Origin of the sequence: Pseudomonas entomophila, assembly GCF_029478665.1 — a bacterium.
In the GTDB taxonomy this organism is placed as follows: domain Bacteria; phylum Pseudomonadota; class Gammaproteobacteria; order Pseudomonadales; family Pseudomonadaceae; genus Aquipseudomonas; species Aquipseudomonas entomophila_F.
The window spans coordinates 92,179-110,955 of the sequence record NZ_JARPQB010000008.1 but is presented as its reverse complement, the minus strand read 5'-3'; the positions used below and the strand labels follow the sequence as shown (position 1 = coordinate 110,955).

Below are 18,777 nucleotides of genomic sequence, written 5' to 3'. Positions count from 1 at the left end.
ACCGTGGCCGGGCCTCCTTTTGAGCGCCCACGCCCCTCACTTTCACGCCGATCAAGGATAGACCATGCGCCTGCCTTTGCCGCTCGATCTGCCCGCCGCACTCCAACCACTGGTCGCTCGCAACCAACAGTTCCTGCGCGATGCCCTGGCCGCCCATCCCGACCTTCATCTGGATAGCTGGAGTGCCGGGCATCGACAGCAGTTCGACCAGGTGGCTGCCGCCAGCGATTTCGTCCTGGCCCAGGCCCAGCGCGAGCCGGCCATGCTGTTCGAGCTGTTGGGCAGTGGCCTGATGGATCGCTCTTTCGCGCCGGGCGAGTTGCGTGGGCAGGTCAACGCCGCCGCCCAGGCCGCGCAGACCGAGGACGAACTGGCGCGCAACCTGCGCCGCGAACGCAACCGCCAGCAGTTGCGCATCATCTGGCGCGACATCACCCGCCAGGCGGCGCTGGGGGAAACCTGCCGTGATCTGTCCGACCTGGCCGACGCCGCCATCGACGAAGCTTATCTATGGCTGTACCCGCGCCACTGCCAGCAGTTCGGCACGCCCATCGGCAACCGCAGCGGCGAGCCGCAGCACATGGTGGTGCTGGGCATGGGCAAGCTGGGCGCGGTGGAGCTCAACCTGTCGTCCGACATCGACCTGATCTTCGCTTTCCCCGAGGGCGGTGAAACAGAAGGCGTGAAGCGCTCGCTGGACAACCAGGAGTTCTTCACCCGCCTGGGCCAGCGCCTGATCAAGGCGCTCGACCCGGTTACCGTCGACGGTTTCGTGTTCCGCGTCGACATGCGCCTGCGCCCTTATGGTTCGGCCGGTGCGCTGGTGCTCAGCTTCAATGCCCTGGAACAGTACTACCAGGACCAGGGCCGCGACTGGGAACGCTACGCGATGATCAAGGCGCGCGTGGTAGCCGGCGACCAGGCCGCAGGTGCCCAATTGCAGGAAATGCTGCGACCGTTCGTCTACCGCCGCTACCTGGACTTCTCCGCCATCGAGGCGCTGCGCACCATGAAGCAGCTGATCCAGCAGGAGGTGCGACGCAAGGGCATGGCCGAGAACATCAAGCTGGGGGCCGGTGGCATTCGCGAAGTGGAGTTCATTGCCCAGGCCTTCCAGCTGATCCATGGTGGGCGCGACCTGAGCCTGCAGCAACGGCCACTGCTCAAGGTGCTGGCGACGCTCGAAGGGCAGGGTTACCTGCCACCGGCGGTGGTTGCCGAGTTGCGCGAGGGCTACGAGTTCCTGCGTTATACCGAGCACGCCATCCAGGCCATTGCCGACCGCCAGACGCAGATGCTGCCGGATGATGAAACCGACCGCGAGCGCATCGCCTATATGCTCGGCTACGCCGACTGGGCCAGCTTCCATGAACAACTGATGCACTGGCGTGGCCGCGTCGATTGGCATTTCCGCCAGGTGATCGCCGACCCGGACGAAGACGAGACCGAGGGCGAGTTGGTGGTGGGCGGCGAGTGGTCGCCGCTCTGGGAGCAGGCCCAGGATGAAGAGGCTGCCTGTCGTCAATTGCAAGAGGCAGGCTTCAAGCAGCCCGCCGAGGCGCTGCGGCGCCTGACCGCGTTGCGTGTCAGCCCGTCGTTGCGTTCGATGCAGCGCATCGGCCGCGAGCGCCTGGATGCCTTTATTCCACGTCTGCTGGCCCAGACGGTGGAGCATGACAACCCTGACCTGGTGCTGGAGCGGGTGCTGCCGCTGGTCGAGGCGGTGGCGCGGCGCTCTGCCTATCTTGTGTTGCTCACGGAAAACCCGGGCGCCCTGCGCCGTCTGCTGACCTTGTGCGCGGCCAGCCCGTGGATCGCCGAGCAGATCGCCCGTTACCCGCTGCTGCTCGACGAACTGCTCAACGAGGGTCGGCTGTTCAGCCCGCCGCTGGCGCCGGAGCTGGCCGCCGAGCTGCGTGAGCGCCTCACGCGCATCCCCGAGGACGACCTGGAGCAGCAGATGGAGGCCCTGCGCCACTTCAAGCTGGCCCATAGCCTGCGGGTGGCGGCTTCTGAGATCACCGGCAACCTGCCGCTGATGAAGGTGAGCGACTACCTCACCTGGCTCGCCGAGGCCATTCTCGACCAGGTGCTGACTTTGGCCTGGCGCCAGACGGCGGCCCGTCATGGCCAGCCCAAGCGCAGTGACGGCAGCCTGTGCGACCCCGGTTTCATCATCGTGGGTTATGGCAAGGTCGGCGGCCTCGAACTGGGCCATGGCTCGGACCTGGACCTGGTGTTCATCCACGATGGCGACCCGAATGCCGAGACCGACGGTGCCAAGCCCATCGATGGCGCGCAGTTCTTCACCCGCCTGGGCCAGCGCATCATCCACCTGCTGACCACCCAGACCAACTCTGGCCAGCTCTATGATGTAGACATGCGCCTGCGCCCGTCCGGCGCCTCGGGGCTGCTGGTCAGCTCGCTGGGCGCGTTCGAGCGCTACCAGCAGAGCGAAGCCTGGACCTGGGAGCACCAGGCCCTGGTGCGGGCACGGGTGCTGGTGGGCTGCAAGCAGGTGGCGACAGCCTTCGAGGGCGTGCGCGCCAAGGTGCTGGGCCAGGCCCGCGACCTGGAAAAATTGCGCACCGAAGTCAGCGACATGCGCGCCAAGATGCGCGACAACCTCGGCACCAAGGCGACCGCCGCCGGTACCGCGGCCAACGCCTTCGACGCGGGTGTGGCGTTCGATATCAAGCAGGATGCCGGCGGTATCGTCGATATCGAATTTATGGTGCAATACGCCGCTTTGGCCTGGTCCCACGACCACCCGGCCTTGCTGCGCTGGACCGACAACATCCGCATCCTCGAAGAGCTTGAGCAGGCCGGGTTGATGCCCGCCAGCGATGCCGTGCTGCTGCGCGAGGTGTACAAGGCGTTCCGCTCGGCCTCGCACCGCCAGGCCCTGCAGAAGCAGGCGGGGGTGATCGACGCGGCGCAGTTCGTCGACGAGCGCCGCGAGGTGCGGCGGATCTGGGGGCAGTTGGGTCTGAGCTGAGATTGTCGGGGCCGCTTTGCGGCCCTTTCGCGACACAAGGCCGCTCCTACACAGGATTGCGTTCCCTGTAGGAGCGGCCTTGTGCCGCGAAAGGGCTGCGTAGCAGCCCCAAGGAACGTCGTCTCACCACCGGTGGTACACTGTCCGCCACATAGCCTGAATATAAAGAGGGGAGGCCAGGTTTGACGCAGCCTGCAGCCTCCCCGAATGTTTCTGGATAACGCATGAGAATACTGATCATTGGCCCCAGCTGGGTCGGCGACATGGTGATGGCGCAGACTCTGTTCCAGTGCCTCAAACAGCAGCACCCCGATTGTGTGATCGACGTGTTGGCCCCCGAATGGAGCCGGCCGATCCTCGAGCGCATGCCCGAGGTGCGCCAGGCCTTGAGCTTCCCGCTCGGCCATGGCGCGCTGGAGCTGGCCACGCGCCGGCGCATCGGCAAGTCGCTGGCCGGCCAGTACGACCAGGCGATCCTGCTGCCCAATTCGCTCAAGTCGGCGCTGGTGCCGTACTTCGCCGGCATCCCCAAGCGCACCGGCTGGCGTGGCGAGATGCGCTACCTGCTGCTCAACGACGTGCGCAAGCTGGACAAGGCGTGCTACCCGCTGATGATCGAGCGCTTCATGGCCCTGGCCTATGCGCCGGGTGTCGAACTGCCCAAGCCGTATCCGCGCCCGACCCTGCAAATCGAAGCCCAGAGCCGCGAAGCCGCCCTGGCCAAGTTCAAGCTGGAGCTGGACCGCCCGGTGCTCGCCTTGTGCCCCGGCGCCGAGTTCGGCGAAGCCAAGCGCTGGCCGGCCGAGCACTACGCGCAAGTGGCTGATGCAATGATCCGCCAGGGCTGGCAGGTATGGCTGTTCGGTTCGAAGAACGACCATGCCGTGGGCGAGCAGATTCGCGACCGCCTGATCCCAGGTTTCCGGGAAGAATCCTGTAACCTGGCCGGCGAAACCTCGCTGGCCGAGGCCATCGACCTGATGTCCTGCGCCAAGGCGGTGGTTTCCAACGACTCCGGCCTGATGCACGTGGCCGCTGCGCTTAACCGTCCGTTGGTGGCCGTGTATGGCTCCACTTCGCCAGGTTTCACCCCGCCGTTGGCCGACCAGGTCGAGATCGTGCGCACCGGCATCGAATGCAGCCCGTGCTTCGACCGCACCTGCCGCTTCGGCCACTACAACTGCCTGCGCCTGCTGGAGCCTGAAAAGGTCATCGCGGCCCTGCACAGCCTGGGCGGGCCGAACCTGATCGATACCGTGGCCGAGGTCGACTGAGTGCGGGTCCTGATCATCAAGACGTCGTCGCTGGGCGACGTCATCCACACCCTGCCTGCGTTGACCGATGCGGCCCACGCCATTCCCGGCATTCGTTTCGACTGGGTGGTGGAAGAAGGCTTCGCCGAGATCCCGAGCTGGCACCCGGCAGTCGACCGGGTGATCCCGGTGGCGATCCGCCGCTGGCGCAAGAACATCTGGCAGACCCTCAAAAGCGGCGAATGGACGGCGTTCAAGCAACGCCTGCGCGAGCACAAGTACGACCTGGTGATCGATGCCCAGGGCCTGGTCAAGTCGGCGTGGCTGACCCGCTACGTCAAGGCGCAGGTGGCCGGCCTGGACCGTTACTCGGCCCGCGAAGGCTGGGCCAGCCGCTTTTACGACCGGCGCTTGTCGGTCGCCGTCGGCCAGCATGCCGTGGAGCGTGTGCGCCAACTGTTCGCCCTGGCCCTGGCCTATGACCTGCCCGAAGGGCTGGGTGACTACGGCCTTGACCTCAACCGCCTGCAACTGCCGCCCGCCGCGCCGTATGTGGTGTTCCTGCACGGCACCACCTGGGCCACCAAGCACTGGCCGGAAGCCTACTGGCGCGAGCTGGCCGAGCGCATGGGCCGGCGCAAGCTGCAGGTGATGCTGCCCTGGGGCAACCCGGCCGAGAAAGCCCGGGCCGAGCGCATCGCCCAGGGCTTGAACAACTGCCAGGTGCTCCCCAAGTTGAATCTGGTCGGCGTCGCCCGCGTACTGGCGGCGGCCAAGGCCTGCGTGGCCGTGGACACCGGCCTCGGCCACCTGGCCGCGGCGCTGGATGTGCCGACCATTTCGTTGTTCGGCCCTACCAACCCTGGCCTGACGGGTGCCTACGGACGCGCCCAGATCCACCAGGCGAGCAACTTCCCCTGCGCACCCTGCCTGCAGAAGAAGTGCACTTACAAACCGAGCGCCGAGGACCTGCGCCGGTTCGATCTCAAACGCGAGTGGCCGCTGTGCTTCACTCGCCTGAATCCCGAGCATGTGGCGGGCCGCTTGAGCGCGCTGCTGCTGGCTGAGGATGTTCGTTGATGCAACTGGCTTTTGTGCTCTACAAGTATTTCCCCTTCGGCGGGCTGCAGCGCGACTTCATGCGCATTGCCCTCGAGTGCCAGAAGCGGGGCCACCAGATTCGTGTGTACACGTTGATCTGGGAAGGTGACATTCCGCCGGGCTTCGAGGTGCTGGTGGCGCCGGTCAAGGCGCTGTTCAACCATCGGCGCAACGAGAAGCTCAGCGCCTGGATGGAAGCGGACCTGGCGAAGCGTCCGGTCGACCGCCTGGTCGGCTTCAACAAGATGCCAGGGCTGGACGTGTACTACGCCGCCGACGGCTGCTTCGAGGACAAGGCCCAGACCCTGCGCGGTGGCTTGTACCGCCGTTGGGGCCGCTACCGCCATTTCGCCGAGTACGAGCGGGCGGTGTTCGCCAAGGATGCCCGTACCGAGGTCCTGATGATCTCCGAGGTGCAGCAGCCGCTGTTCATCAAGCACTATGGCACCCCGGAGGCGCGTTTCCACTTGCTGCCGCCGGGCATCTCACAGGACCGCCGTCGCCCGGCTGACGCTGACACCATCCGTGCCGAGTTCCGCAAGGAGTTCGGCTTGGCCGACGACCAGCTGCTGCTGGTGCAGATCGGCTCGGGCTTCAAGACCAAGGGCGTGGACCGCAGCCTCAAGGCCCTGGCCGCGCTACCGTCGGCCCTGCGCAAGCGCACCAGGCTGATGGTCATCGGCCAGGACGACCCCAAGCTGTTCCAGGTGCAGAGCACGGCGCTCGGCCTGGGCGATCAGGTCCAGTTCCTCAAGGGCCGCAGCGACATCCCGCGTTTCCTGCTGGGGGCCGACCTGCTGATCCACCCCGCGTACAACGAAAACACCGGCACCGTGCTGTTGGAGGCGCTGGTCGCCGGCCTGCCGGTGCTGGTGTCGAAGGTGTGTGGCTACGCCCACTACATCGCCGAGGCCGACAGCGGCCTGGTGCTCGACGAGCCGTTCGAGCAGGAGCAGCTCAACCGCTACCTGCAACGCATGCTCGAAGATGGCCCGCAACGTGCCGCCTGGTCGCGCAATGGCGTGGCCTTCGCCGACAGCGCCGACCTGTACAGCATGCCGCAGCACGCTGCCGACGTGATTCTCCAGGAGCCTGCATGAAGCTGATACTGGCAGAGCCGTTCAAGCGCCTGTGGGCCGGCCGTGATGCGTTCGAGGCCGTCGAGCAGTTGCAGGGCGAGGTGTACCGCGAGCTGGAAGGTCGCCGCACCCTGCGCACCGAGGTCGATGGCGCGGGCTTCTTCGTCAAGATCCACCGTGGCATCGGTTGGGGCGAGATCTTCAAGAACCTGTTCAGCGCCAAGCTGCCGGTGCTGGGCGCCGGCCAGGAGTGGCGGGCGATCCAGCGCCTGCATGAGGCAGGCGTGGCAACCATGACCGCCGTGGCCTACGGCGAGCGCGGCGGCAACCCGGCCACTCAGCACTCGTTCATCGTTACCGAGGAACTGGCGCCAACCGTCAGCCTGGAAGACTTCAGCATCGACTGGGTCAAGCAGCCGCCGGCGCCACGCCTCAAGCATGCATTGATCGCCGAAGTGGCGAAGATGACCGGCGGCATGCACCGCGCCGGGGTCAACCACCGCGACTGCTACATCTGCCACTTCCTGCTGCACACCGACCGCCCGGTGACGCCGGAAGACTTCAAACTGTCGGTGATCGACCTGCACCGCGCCCAGACCCGGGCGAAGATTACCCGTCGCTGGCGCGACAAGGACCTGGCCGCGCTGTATTTCTCGGCACTGGACATCGGCCTCACCCGCCGTGACAAGCTGCGCTTCCTGCGTGGCTACTTCCAGTGTCCGCTGCGCCAGGTGCTCAAGGAGGAGGCCGCACTGCTCGCCTGGCTCGAACGCAAGGCGCAGAAACTCTACGATCGCAAGCAACGCTATGGGGACGCACTCTGATGGCGGGTTGGACACTGGCGCCGGGTTACAAGCACCTGGTGGCGGACTTCGGCAGTCTCGACGCGGTATTCGCCCTGCAGGGCGAGCGCCTGACCCGTGACCCACTCAGCGAGGTCATCCGCATCGAGCGTGACGGGGTCAACTACTACGTCAAACGTTATACCGGCGCCGGCAAGCACATGCGTCGTTACCTGGGCCGGCCACGGATCAAGGCCGAATGGCAGAACCTCAAGCAGTTCAAAAAGTGGGGCATCCCCACCGCCGAGGTGGTTGCCTGGGGGCTGGAGCGCAATGGCCTGGCCTTCGGCCGCGGGGCGATGATCACCCGTGAGCTGCCGCGCACCGAAGACCTGTCGGCCCTGGCCGAGCGCAACGACCCGCGCCTGAGCGATCGCGCCTGGGTCGACCACATCAGCCGCCAGCTGGCACGGCATACCCGGGTGATGCATGATCACCATTTCGCCCACAACGACCTGAAGTGGCGCAACCTGCTGGTGGACGACGAGGGCACGCTGTTCTTCATCGACTGCCCCACCGGCGATGTCTGGCGCGGTTTCATGTTGCGCCACCGGCTGATCAAAGACCTGGCGTGCCTGGACAAGGTCGCCAAGTACCACCTGTCGGCGACCCAGCGCCTGCGTTTCTACCTGCAGTACCGCAAGCACGATCGCCTGAACGCCCGTGACAAGCGGCGCATTCGCCAGGTGCTGGGCTTTTTCGAGGGAAGGGAATGACCGATTACCTGGCCAGTGCCGACCAGGCACTGCTCAAGCGCCATGGCCTGGGCGATTTCGAGGCGCTCTGGGCACTGCAGCTCGAAGCCGTGGACGAACCCAACACCGGTCGGGGCGGCTGGAGCAGCGTGTTCCGCCTGGAGCTGGAGGGCAAGGGTTACTACCTCAAGCGCCAGAGCGACTACCTCACCCGAACCTTGCACCGCCCTTTCGGCGAACCGACCTTCGCCCGCGAGTTCCGCAATATCAGCCGGTACCAGAAGCTGGGTATCCCGGCGCTGCAGGCGGTGTTCTACGGTGAGCGCAAGCAGGACGGGCAGCACCGCGCCATCCTCATGACCCGTGCCCTGGATGAATGGCGCGACCTGGACAGCCTGCTGGGCGAATGGCCGCAGCTTGAAGACAGCCAGCGCCAGCAGGTCCTTCAGGCCTGCGGTGAGCTGGCGCGCACCCTGCACGCGGCGGGGCAGGTGCATGGCTGCTTCTACCCCAAGCACATTTTCCTGCGCGAGCGCCGTGAAGGCTGGCAGGCACAGCTGATCGACCTGGAGAAGACCCGCCCGCTGCTGCTCGGCATGCGTGACCGGCTGAAGGATCTTGAGCCGCTGTTGCGCCGCGCCGGTGCCTGGAGCGAAGAGGACGTGCGCATGCTGCTCGGCGCCTACCTGGCCCTGCCGGCGGACAGCGCGCAGGTCGACACCTGGCTGCAACGCCTGATGCAACGCCGTCGCCACAAAGAGGCCCGCTGATGCGATTGTCCGAACTCAAGGACGCCGGGCGCAGCCCGACGTTGCCCCTGACCGTCACCCTGGCCGATGCCGCAGGCGTGGCCGACCTGCAACTGCTCAGCCTGTTGCGCGTGCTGCCGGGCCAGCGCTATGTCGGCGCCGGGATCTGGCGTGGCACCAAGGTGCTGGCCAAGCTGCTGGTCGGCGGTAATGCCGCCCGCCATTTCCAGCGCGAGCTCGATGGCGCCCGCTTGCTGGCCGACCAGGGCCTGACCACGCCACGTTTGCTGGCTGATGGCCTGAAGGAAGGCGAGGGCGGCTGGTTGCTGTTCGAATTCCTGGAAAACGCCGAGAGCCTGGGCGATGCCTGGGCCGAGGTGGAGCACTTGCCGATGCTCGCCGACGAGCAGCATCTGGTGCTCGGCGAGGCGTTGACCGCCGTGGCGCAAATGCACGCCAAGGGCCTGTGGCAGCAAGACCTGCATCTGGACAACCTGCTGCGCCAGGGTGGCCAGCTGTACTTGATCGATGGCGCCGGCATCAAGGCCGAGACGCCCGGGCAGCAGCTATCACGCCAGCGCGTGCTGGAAAACCTCGGGGTGTTGTTCGCCCAGTTGCCGAAGCGCCTGGAACCGTTCATCGAAGAGGCGCTGGTGCATTACCTGTTGGCCAACGCCGAGCATGCGTTGCCGCTGGAAGCCTTGCTCAAGCAGGTGGACAAGGTGCGCAGCTGGCGGCTCAAGGATTACCTCGACAAGGCCGGGCGCGAATGCACGCTGTTCAGCGTCCAGCGCAGGCTTTCGGGCCTGCGGGCGATTCGCCGTGGCGAGGTGGCGGCGATGCTGCCGGTGCTCGAACAGGCCGACGCGCTGATCGACCAGGGACATCTGTACAAGACCGGTGGCGCCGCCAGCGTGGCACGCATCGAAGTGGCTGGCCGCACCCTGGTGCTCAAGCGCTACAACATCAAGAACACCGCCCACTGGTTCAAGCGCTTCTGGCGTCCGAGCCGGGCCTGGCATTCGTGGATCGAAGGGCACCGCCTGGAATTTCTCGACATTGCCACCCCACGCCCGCTGGCGGTGCTGGAGCAGCGGGTGATGGGCCTGCGCAGCCGTGCGTACCTGGTGACTGAGTATGCCGATGGCCCGGACCTGACCGCTTGCTTCGCGCCCTTCGTCGACAGTGGCGAGGCGCCTGAGGAGCAGGTCGAGGCGTTGGTGCGGTTGATGCAGCAGTTGATCCGCGAGCGCATCAGCCATGGTGATTTCAAAGGCCACAACCTGTTCTGGCAGGACGGCCAGTGGTCGCTGATCGACCTCGATGCCATGTGCCAGCATGCCACCCAGCTCAGCTTCGCTCCCGCCTATGCCCGCGACCGGGCACGGTTGCTGCGCAACTGGCCGAAGAGTAGCGCACTGCACCAGCGGCTCGACCAGGTGCTGCCGCGCCTGGCCGACTGACGCGAACGGGCGCCCCGGCGAGGATGGTTCCCGCAGGGGGCGGTCAGCGCCGCCAGAAGCCGCTCAGCCCCAGGCCGGCCGAAAGGCCGAGCCCCAGCCAGGCCAGGCTGTCCCATACCCCATCGCCCAACAGCGCGGCGAACAGCCCGGCGCCACTGAGCAGGGCGATCAATGCCGGCCAGGCGAAGATGCGCCGGGTCGACTGCGAGCGATGGCTCATGGTCGGGCCTCCCGTGGTTTGCGCTGCTTGCCCCACCACAGGTACAGCCCGCTGCCCAGCACGATGATGGTCAGCACATCCAATACCGCCCAAAGAATCTGCATGGGGCGCCCGCCGTAGTCACCGAAGTGCAAGGGCGACGACAGGCTCATGGCGTCCATGTACCACGGGCGATCGCCGACCGCGGTGACTTCGAGGGTGCTGGCGTCGATCAGCACCGGCGTGAGCAGGTGCGAGGTGAGGTGGGTGTCGCCTTTCATGAACACCGCATAGTGATGCTCGCTGGAAAAGCGCGTGCCGGGGAAGGCGATGAAGTCCGGGCGCATGCCCGGCGCGGCCTCTGCGGCAATGTCCAGCAGGCGGCTGGCCGGGGCGCGCTCGGTGAGCGCCGGCGCGTCGCGGTAGGGCGCGACCATGGCGGCCAGGCTGTCGTTGCGCCAGGCGGCGATGACTAGGTCGGACAGCGCGCTGATCACCCCGGTGACGCCGACTACCAGCGCCCAGGTCAGGGTGACCACGCCGATCAGGTTGTGCAGGTCGAGCCAGCGCAGACGGCGGGACTTGTCGTGGCGCACCGTGGCGAAGTCCAGGCGGCGCATGAACGGCGCGTAGAGCACGGTGCCGGAAATGATCGCAATGACGAACAGCACCCCCATGAAGGCCAGCAGCAGCTTGCCGGGCAGCCCGGCGAGCATGTCCACGTGCAGGCGCAGCATGAGCATGATGAAGCCGCCGTTGGCGGCCGGCATGGCCACGGCCTCGCCGGTGCGCGCATCGAGCATGAAGGTGTGCGACAGGTCGGGTTCGGTGCCGGCGGTGGCGGCCATGATCGCCACCACGCCGTTGCGCTCGTCATCCTCGTAGCCGAAGTACTGCAGCGCCTCGCCCGGGCGGTGCTGCTCGGCCTTGAGCACCAGTTGCCGCAGGTCCAGGTGCGGGGTGTCGGCGGGCATCTCGCGCAGTTCTGGCGCCTCGCCGAGCAGGTGTTCCAGCTCGTGGTGGAAGATCAACGGCAGGCCGGTGACGGCCAGCAACAGCAGGAACAGCGTGCACACCAGGCTGCTCCAGGTGTGGATCGCTGACCAGCGGCGGATGGTTTGGCTTTTCATCACGGTTCCATTTACGTCTGATTATGGCTGGGGCTGGTGCGTAGCCGTTCGCCGGCAAGCCGGCTCCTACAGGTAGGAGCCGGCTTGCCGGCGAATGGGCCGCAGGGCGGTCCCGGTCACTCAGAACTTGTAGGAAGCACTGGCGACGACGCTGCGCTGGTCGCCGTAGTAGCAGTAGTACCCGTCGCAGGTGGAGAGGTAGTCCTTGTTCAGCAGGTTGGTGGCGTTGATCGCCACCGAGGCGCCCTTGAGGCTGTTGTCCAGGCGGCCCAGGTCGTAGTGCACGGCCGCGTCGAACACGGTGTAGGCGTTGGCCTTGCCCAGCCAGGTGTTCTCCTGGTTGCCATAGGTGTTGCCGGTGTAGCGTGCGCCCAGGCCGATCCCGAAACCGTCGAGCACGCCGCTGTGCCAGGTGTAGTCGGCCCACAGCGAGGCTTGCTGGTTCGGCATCAGCTGCAGACGGTTGCCCTTGTACTGGCCGTCCTGTACTTCGGACTTGGCCAGGGTATAGGCGGCAACCACCTTCAGGTTTTCGGTCACATCGGAAACGGCTTCGAGCTCCAGGCCACGCACCTTCACTTCACCGGTCTGGCGGGTGACGCTCACGCCGCCCTCGATATTGCTGACCTGGATGTTCTTCTGGGTCAGGTCATACACGGCGGCGGACAGCAGGGTGTTGGAGCCCGGTGGCTGGTACTTGATACCCAGCTCCCATTGCTTGCCTTCGGTTGGCTTGAAGGTCTTCTCCGGGTCCGCGTCCGCGCTGCCGGCGGGTTGGAACGACTCGGCATAGGACAGGTAGGGCACGAACCCGGAATCGAAGACGTAGCTGATTGCCGCGTTGCCGCTGAATTTCTTGTCACGCTGGGTGTTGGTGGCATCGCCCTTGTTGAAGAACTTGGTGCCGGCGTGCACCCAGTCTTCACGACCGCCAAGGGTCAGGCGCCACTTGTCGAGGGCCATCTGGTCCTGGACGTAGAGGCCGGTCTGGACGGTCTTCTGGTTGTAGTCGTAGTAGGCCGAGGAGCGGTCCGGGCGGATGATCGGCACGCCATACACCGGGTTGACGGCATTGGTGGGCGGTACGTCGAAGCCGTAGATCGCCAGGTAGTTGTGGTCGGTGCGCTGGTGGTCCAGGCCGATCAGCACGGTATGGGTGATTGCACCGGTGGCGAAGTCGGCCTGGAAATTGTTGTCCACCGCGAACTGGCTGATGTCTTCATCGACGTTGGTGGACATGCGATTGACGGTACCATCATCCGCCACCGGGCCACCGGGTGAGTAGTAGGCACCGGGGGTAATGGTCTGGAATGACAGGTCCGATTTGGTATAGCGCAGGTTCTGGCGGAACTGCCAGACATCGTTGAAACGATGCTCGAACGCGTAGCCCAGGGCGTAGTAGGTGCGATCGTAGAACTCGTAGTCCGGGTCGCCGAGGTTCTTGTGATGGGAGATCTTGCCGAACGGCATGTCGATCTTGGTGCCCTGGATTGGCCGGAACTGGCTGGTGGCTCCGGTATCGTCACGGGTGAACTGGGTGAGGAAGGTCAGCGACGTGTCTTCGTCGATGTTCCAGGTCAGGCTGGGCGCGATGTTGTAGCGCTTGTCGTCGACATGGTCGATCTGGGTGCCGCCGTCGCGCACCACGCCGCTGACGCTGTAGAGGAACTGACCCTGGTCGTCGATCTTTCCGGTGCTGGCGAAGTTGATCTGGCGGTGGTTGTCGCTGCCGTATTGCAGTTCGATCTCGTGGGCGCTTTCGGCCTGCGGGCGACGGCTGACCATGTCCAGCAGGCCGCCGGGCGGGGTCTGGCCATAGATCGACGATGCCGGGCCGCGCAGCAGTGCGAGGCGGTCCAGGTTCCAGGTCTCGGCTTTGGGGTTGGCATAGATGCCGCGTGGCAGTGGCAGGCCATCGAGGAACTGGGTCGGCTCGAAACCACGCACGCGCATCCAGTCGTAGCGGGTATCGCTGCCATAGCTGGCGGAGACGATCCCCGGCATGTAGCGCACGGCATCATCGAGGCTGTGCACGCCGCGATCGCTCATCTGCTGGCGGGTGGCGACGGAGATGGAGCGGGGCACTTCGACCAGTGCGGTGTCGGTCTTGGTACCCGCGGCGGTGCGCTTGGCGACGTAACCCTCCACCGGCCCCCAGGCGCTTTCGCTGTCGCTGGCGGCGTTCACGCTGGTTTCCGGCAGCACCAGGCTGTCCTCTGGCGCAGCGACCAGGCTGTAGGTGCCGGCGCTGCTCTGCTGCAACTGCAGGCCGGTGCCACGCAGGGCCGCCTGCAGGGCACCGACACCGTTGTACTCGCCGTTGACCGGCGCCGAGGCGCGGCCACTGACCAAGGCCGGGTCCAGGGCCAGGGCGATACCGGCTTGGCTGGCGATCTGGTTCAGGGTGCTGGCCAGCGGCGCGCTGGGCAGGTTGTAGGCACGCATGGCGGACTGTTCGGCGGCGAACAGGGCGGGGCTGGCCAACGGGGCGGCCAAGCCGATGGCCAGGGCCATCAAGCTGGGGCGAAGCAAAGCATCAACGGCACGGGACATGCAGCGGCTCCTCGACGAAATAGTGCTGACTGCTTCCTTGCCGAGCGAGAGTGGGAAAGTGACAGGGGCTTTTGAAAAAAATTTTTGAGGGCGGTGGGGCTTCTGTAGGAGCCGGCCTTGCCGGCGAACGGGCCCGACGCGCAACCGAGGCGGGCCCGTTCGCCAGCAAGGCTGGCTCCTACAGGTTGGGCGGCAGCCTTTATTTGGCGGTGACGGTCACCCACCACGGCGTGTGCCGTTCGATCTTCACCGGCAACGCCGGCTGCAGCGACGCCAGGGCCAGGTCGGTGTCGGTCAGCGGGAAGCTGCCACTCACGCGCAGCTCGGCGACCTCGTCGGTCACGCCCAGGTGGCCGCTGCGGTACTGTCCGAGGGTGGCCACAAGGTCGGCCAGGCGCACGTTGTCGACCACCAGCATGCCGCGGGTCCAGGCGTCGCTGCCGGCGGTCACCGGGTCGACGCGGCCAAGGCCATCGGCGCTCATCAAGACCTGCTGGCCTTCGCGCAGGACCTGTTCGTCGCCACTGTTCTGCGGCTTGGCGGCCACCGAGGCTTGCAGCACCTCCAGGCGCGTGCCACCCGCTTCGCGCTTGACCAGGAAGCGCGTGCCCAGCGGGCGCAGGCGCCCATCCTCGGTTCGTACCAGCAGCGGGCGGCTGTCGGCGTGGCCGGTCTCCACGGAGATTTCGCCCTGGTGCAGCACGATCAGCCGCTGCTCGCCGTGGAAGTCGATATCCACCGCGGTGTGGGTGTTCAGGCTCAGCAAGGTGCCGTCTTCAAGGCGCAGGGTGCGCATTTCGCCGGTGGCGGTGCGCTGGTCGGCCAGCCAGTAGCCCGGAGCGAGGGTGGGTACCCCGGCCCAGGCCAGCAACCCGCCAAGCACCAGCATCCCGGCCAGGCCCGCACCCAGCCCGCCGAGCCGCTGGCGCAGGCCCGCACGCGATTGCAGCAAGGTGTGGCGCACCGGGCCGGCGGCGGCGCTGACGCGTTGGTCGAGGGCGCCCAGTTGCCGCCAGGCGCGGGCATGCTCCTCATGGGCCGCATGCCAGCGCATGAATTCGCTGCGTTCGTCCGGGGTACCGCTGTCTTCGTCCAGGCACAGCTTCCAGGCAATGGCCGCTTCCAGCACTTTGCCGGACACCGGGGCAGGGTTCATGTCGGTTCCCCGTACAGGGCGACATAGCACTGGCGCAGGCCTTGGGCGATGTACTGGCGCACACGCGACACCGAAACACCCAGGCGTTCGGCGATCTCGGCATGGCCCAGGCCGTCGAGGCGGTTGTACAGGAAGGCGGCGCGGGCTTTGCTCGACAGCTTGCCGAGCAGATGGTCGATGGCCTTGAGGTCTTCGAGGATCAAGTGTTGCAGTTCCGGGGAGGGGTGCTCAGTCTCCGGCAGCAGGGCAAGCTCTGCAAGGTAGGCTTGTTCCAGGGCCGCGCGGCGGAAATGATCGAACAGCAGCCCTTTGGCGACGGCTACCAGGAACGCCCGGGGTTCGCGGGGGGCGTCCAGGCGCTCGCGGCCGAGCAGGCGCACGAAGGTGTCCTGGCTCAGGTCCTCGGCACGCTGGCGGCAGGCGGTGCTGCGCTGCAGCCAGGCCAGCAGCCAGCCGCGATGGTCGCGGTACAGCGCCCCGACCAGATCGGCATGTGGACTCTGCGCAGACGTCAAGAAGCGTCCCCCGGGAAAGAATGCGTTAACTAACGATAATTATTCGCGATTGTGGCAGAGGCGGGGGGCGGGGCGCAATTGACGCTTATCGGATTGCCATCACGTTGGCGGCTGTTCGCTGCAACCCATTGATCCGAGGCGACCTCTGTAGGAGCGGCTTCAGCCGCGATCACCCGCGAAGCGGGTGTCAGGCACCGCGTTGCCTGCATCGCGGCTGAAGCCGCTCCTACCGAATACGTGGCCGCGAGGTGCCCATCAGAAACCGTGGTTATGTACCTTGCGCCGGCGCCACTGCTTGAGCCGCTGCTCCAGCTGCAACGGACTGTCCAACTGCTGGCGGCGGGCCTGGCTGAACAGGATCAAGGCCAGTTCAGCGGTGACCTGGGCATCGGCACTGGCATGGTGGCGGGCCTGCACCTCCAGGCCGAAGCGGGCTATCCAGTCATCCAGCCCGGCTTCGCGCAACACGGTGTCGGGGTTGAGCATCGGCGCCAGTTCCGCAACGTCGAGGAACACATGCTGCAGGCGCAGGCCCAGGCTGTCCTTGAGGGCCCGGGCCAGCATGCGCTGGTCGAACGGGGCGTGGAACGCCAGTACCGGGCTGTCGCCGATGAATTCCAGCAGTTCGAGCAACGCCTCGGCCGGGTCGCATCCCGCCGCCAGGGCACTGGGACCGAGGCGGTGGATCAATACGCTGGCATTGGTCTTCTGCAGTGGGCGATGCAGGGTCCGCTCGAACGGGCGGCCCAGGTCGATGGCGCCATCCTCGATGGCCACCGCGCCGATCGACAGCACCTGGTCACGGTTGAGGTTCAAGCCGCTGGTCTCCAGGTCCAGCACCACCCAGCGCTGTTCGCGCAGCGAGCACACTGCCGGTGGCGCGGGCCTGGGCAACTGCGCCAGGCGCTGGCGCAGGCGGTCGTCGAGTGCCGGCACCGCCGGGCGCAACCAGGCGAACAGGTTCACAGCTGGTACCGCAGGGCCAGGCTGCTTTGCAGGCGCTGGGCCTGGCGCAGGGATTCGCGCAGGATGCGCCGGTCCAGGTGGTTGAGGCTGTCCGGGTCGAGGCGGTTGGAATAGGGCAGGTTGTCGCGGGTCTGGCGCTGGTGCTGCTGCATGCGGGTCTGCTGGATGAAGTGGTACGCCTCTTCATAGGCTGCGCCGTCCAGCGCCTCGATGACACCCTTGTCCACCAGCAGGCGCAGCCGCTCGAGGGTATTGCAGGCACCAATGCCATTGGCCAGGGCCAGCAGCCGCGCGCCATCGACGAACGGGGTCAGGCCTTGCACCTTGAGGTCGAGGGTCGCGGCCTTGTCGTCGCCCTGGCGGGTCAGCACGAACTCGCGCAGGCGCCCGACTGGTGGGCGCTGGCGCAGGGCGTTGTCGGCCAGCATGCGCTGGAAGATGCGGTTGTCCGCCACCTGCTCCAGCAGGCCCCGGCGCAGTTGTTCGCAGCCTTGCTCGTCGCCCCAGACCACACGCAGGTCGAAATAGATGCTCGACCCCAGCAGATTCTCGGGGCTTGCCTCGCGCACAAAGCCAGCGAAGCGCCGTGCCCATTCGCTGCGTGACAGGCACAGCTCGGGGTTGCCGGCCATGACGTTGCCCTTGCACAGGGTGAAGCCGCACTGGGCGAGGTTATGGTTGATGAACTGGGCCAGCGGCAGCAGCTTCGCGCGAATTGCATCGGCTTCGGTGGCGTCGCGCGCCTCGAAGAGAATCCCGTTGTCCTGGTCGGTGTGCAGGGTCTGTTCGCGGCGCCCTTCGCTGCCAAAGCACAGCCAGTTGAACGGCACGCCCGGGTCGCCGCGTTCGGCGATGGCCAGTTCGATCACCCGGCACACGGTGTGGTCGTTGAGCAGGGTGATGATCTGGGTGATCTGGGTCGAGGAGGCGCCGTGGGCGAGCATGCGCTCGACCAGCTGGCCGATCTCGCCGCGCAGCGACACCAGGGTGTCCAGCCGCGGCGCATGGCGGATGGTACGTGCCAGGTGCACCAGGTCGACACGTTGCAGCGAGAACAGGTCGCGCTCGGAGATCACGCCGCACAGGCGCTGGTTCTCCACCAGGCAGACATGGGCGATGTGCCGCTCGGTCATGGCCATGGCCGCGTCGAAGGCGCTGGCCTGGGGGCTGAGCGAGAACGGCCGGGCGGTCATGTAGCGCTCGATCGGCGCGGTCAGCTCGGCGCTGGCATCGGCCACCACCTGGCGCAGGTCACGCAGGGTGAAGATGCCGGTGGGGTGGCGCTGTTCATCGACGATGACGATGCTGCCCACCTGCTGCTCGTGCATCAGTCGCACCGCTTCGCGCAGTGGGGTATTAGCCGAGCAGACCACTGGATGGCGCAGGGCCAGTTCGCCCAATGGTGTGTTCAGCGAATACTGGGTGCCGAGGGTTTCCACTGCTCGCTGGCGCACCTGCTGGTTGACCTGATCGAGCAGGCTGCTCACGCCACGCAGGGCGAAGTCGCGAAACGCCTCGGACATGGAAAACACGCGGATGAACGCGGCCTTGTTCAACTGCAGGCAGAACGTATCCTCACCGGCCAGGTGTTCGGTGCGGGTGGCCCGCTCGCCCAGTAGTGCGGCCAGCGGGAAACATTCGCCGCTGGCGATCTCGAAGGTGGTTTCGGTGCCTGGCCGGGTGACATGCTGGCGCTCGCCGACCACGCGCCCTTGCTTGACGATGTAGAAATGCTCGACGGGGCCGTCGGTGGGCTTGATGATGCTTTCACCACCTGCGTAGAAGCGCAGCTGGCATTGTTCCACCAGGTAGGCCAGGTGGCTCTGTTCCATCTGATTGAACGGCGGGAAGCGCTGCAGGAACTGCAGGGTACCCTGGATGTTCTGCAGCACTGCTGTCCTGCCTGCTTGGGTGTAGGCGTCCTTTTTGCTCATGGAACCAACCGCGTTAAAAGTGTCTGCATGGAGAGGCGCAGACCTTGTTGTTCTAGGCCTCCATGGTCGGACGACGGCTCTGCGGTGCCCATTGGACGTAAGTCTATAAGGCGCAGGAGCGGGTTCGCTGCTTCTGCCAGGTGT

Annotated in this window: 15 protein-coding genes; 8 read left to right on the top strand and 7 right to left on the bottom strand. The window is 66.2% G+C overall.

From position 1 onward, the window contains the following. Positions 1–64: 64 nt before the first annotated feature. From glnE to P5705_RS06040, 8 genes are all read left to right on the top strand, one after another. Complete coding sequence (glnE, locus tag P5705_RS06075) at positions 65–2,998, top strand: bifunctional [glutamate--ammonia ligase]-adenylyl-L-tyrosine phosphorylase/[glutamate--ammonia-ligase] adenylyltransferase (RefSeq protein ID WP_277459992.1); 2,934 nt, start codon at positions 65–67, stop codon at positions 2,996–2,998. Positions 2,999–3,222: 224 nt separating this feature from the next. Next, positions 3,223–4,272, top strand: a complete 1,050-nt coding sequence (gene waaF / locus P5705_RS06070; protein ID WP_277459991.1) for a lipopolysaccharide heptosyltransferase II — start codon at positions 3,223–3,225, stop codon at positions 4,270–4,272. Further along, on the top strand, positions 4,273–5,331 hold the full coding sequence (waaC, locus tag P5705_RS06065) for a lipopolysaccharide heptosyltransferase I (RefSeq protein WP_277459990.1): 1,059 nt from the start codon (positions 4,273–4,275) through the stop codon (positions 5,329–5,331). Beyond that, complete coding sequence (locus P5705_RS06060; RefSeq protein WP_277459989.1) at positions 5,331–6,452, top strand: glycosyltransferase family 4 protein; 1,122 nt, start codon at positions 5,331–5,333, stop codon at positions 6,450–6,452. The genes waaC and P5705_RS06060 overlap by 1 nt, the downstream gene beginning before the upstream one ends. Next, positions 6,449–7,255 carry a lipopolysaccharide core heptose(I) kinase RfaP gene (gene rfaP, locus P5705_RS06055; RefSeq protein WP_277459988.1) on the top strand — a complete coding sequence of 269 codons (807 nt, stop codon included), beginning with the start codon at positions 6,449–6,451 and terminating at the stop codon, positions 7,253–7,255. Before P5705_RS06060 ends, rfaP begins: the two co-directional genes overlap by 4 nt. Then, the gene (locus P5705_RS06050) at positions 7,255–7,989 is read left to right on the top strand and encodes a lipopolysaccharide kinase InaA family protein (RefSeq protein ID WP_277459987.1); all 735 of its coding nucleotides are present in this window, start codon (positions 7,255–7,257) and stop codon (positions 7,987–7,989) included. The genes rfaP and P5705_RS06050 overlap by 1 nt, the downstream gene beginning before the upstream one ends. Next, the gene (locus tag P5705_RS06045) at positions 7,986–8,738 is read left to right on the top strand and encodes a lipopolysaccharide kinase InaA family protein (protein ID WP_277459986.1); all 753 of its coding nucleotides are present in this window, start codon (positions 7,986–7,988) and stop codon (positions 8,736–8,738) included. Before P5705_RS06050 ends, P5705_RS06045 begins: the two co-directional genes overlap by 4 nt. Continuing rightward, the gene (locus P5705_RS06040) at positions 8,738–10,180 is read left to right on the top strand and encodes a lipopolysaccharide kinase InaA family protein (RefSeq protein WP_277459985.1); all 1,443 of its coding nucleotides are present in this window, start codon (positions 8,738–8,740) and stop codon (positions 10,178–10,180) included. The genes P5705_RS06045 and P5705_RS06040 overlap by 1 nt, the downstream gene beginning before the upstream one ends. 43 nt (positions 10,181–10,223) lie before the next feature. Here P5705_RS06040 and P5705_RS06035 read toward each other — a convergent pair whose 3' ends face one another. The 7 genes from P5705_RS06035 to P5705_RS06005 form a co-directional block, all read right to left on the bottom strand. Next, a complete protein-coding gene (locus P5705_RS06035) occupies positions 10,224–10,400 on the bottom strand; it encodes a hypothetical protein (protein ID WP_277459984.1) in 177 nt (58 codons plus the stop codon). Then, entirely contained in the window at positions 10,397–11,509 is a 1,113-nt protein-coding gene (locus P5705_RS06030) for a PepSY-associated TM helix domain-containing protein (RefSeq protein WP_277459983.1), read from the bottom strand. Before P5705_RS06030 ends, P5705_RS06035 begins: the two co-directional genes overlap by 4 nt. Positions 11,510–11,629: 120 nt before the next feature. Continuing rightward, positions 11,630–14,062 (bottom strand): TonB-dependent siderophore receptor, encoded by a 2,433-nt coding sequence (locus tag P5705_RS06025; RefSeq protein ID WP_277459982.1) that lies wholly within the window; start codon positions 14,060–14,062, stop codon positions 11,630–11,632. Positions 14,063–14,261: 199 nt separating this feature from the next. After that, complete coding sequence (locus P5705_RS06020; RefSeq protein WP_277459981.1) at positions 14,262–15,218, bottom strand: FecR domain-containing protein; 957 nt, start codon at positions 15,216–15,218, stop codon at positions 14,262–14,264. Beyond that, positions 15,215–15,733, bottom strand: a complete 519-nt coding sequence (locus P5705_RS06015) for an RNA polymerase sigma factor (protein WP_277459980.1) — start codon at positions 15,731–15,733, stop codon at positions 15,215–15,217. The genes P5705_RS06020 and P5705_RS06015 overlap by 4 nt, the downstream gene beginning before the upstream one ends. 255 nt (positions 15,734–15,988) lie before the next feature. Next, a complete protein-coding gene (locus P5705_RS06010) occupies positions 15,989–16,699 on the bottom strand; it encodes a 3'-5' exonuclease (RefSeq protein ID WP_277459979.1) in 711 nt (236 codons plus the stop codon). After that, positions 16,696–18,633: a DUF294 nucleotidyltransferase-like domain-containing protein gene (locus P5705_RS06005; RefSeq protein WP_277459978.1), complete on the bottom strand. Its 1,938-nt coding sequence runs from the start codon at positions 18,631–18,633 to the stop codon at positions 16,696–16,698. Before P5705_RS06005 ends, P5705_RS06010 begins: the two co-directional genes overlap by 4 nt. Positions 18,634–18,777: the final 144 nt, after the last annotated feature.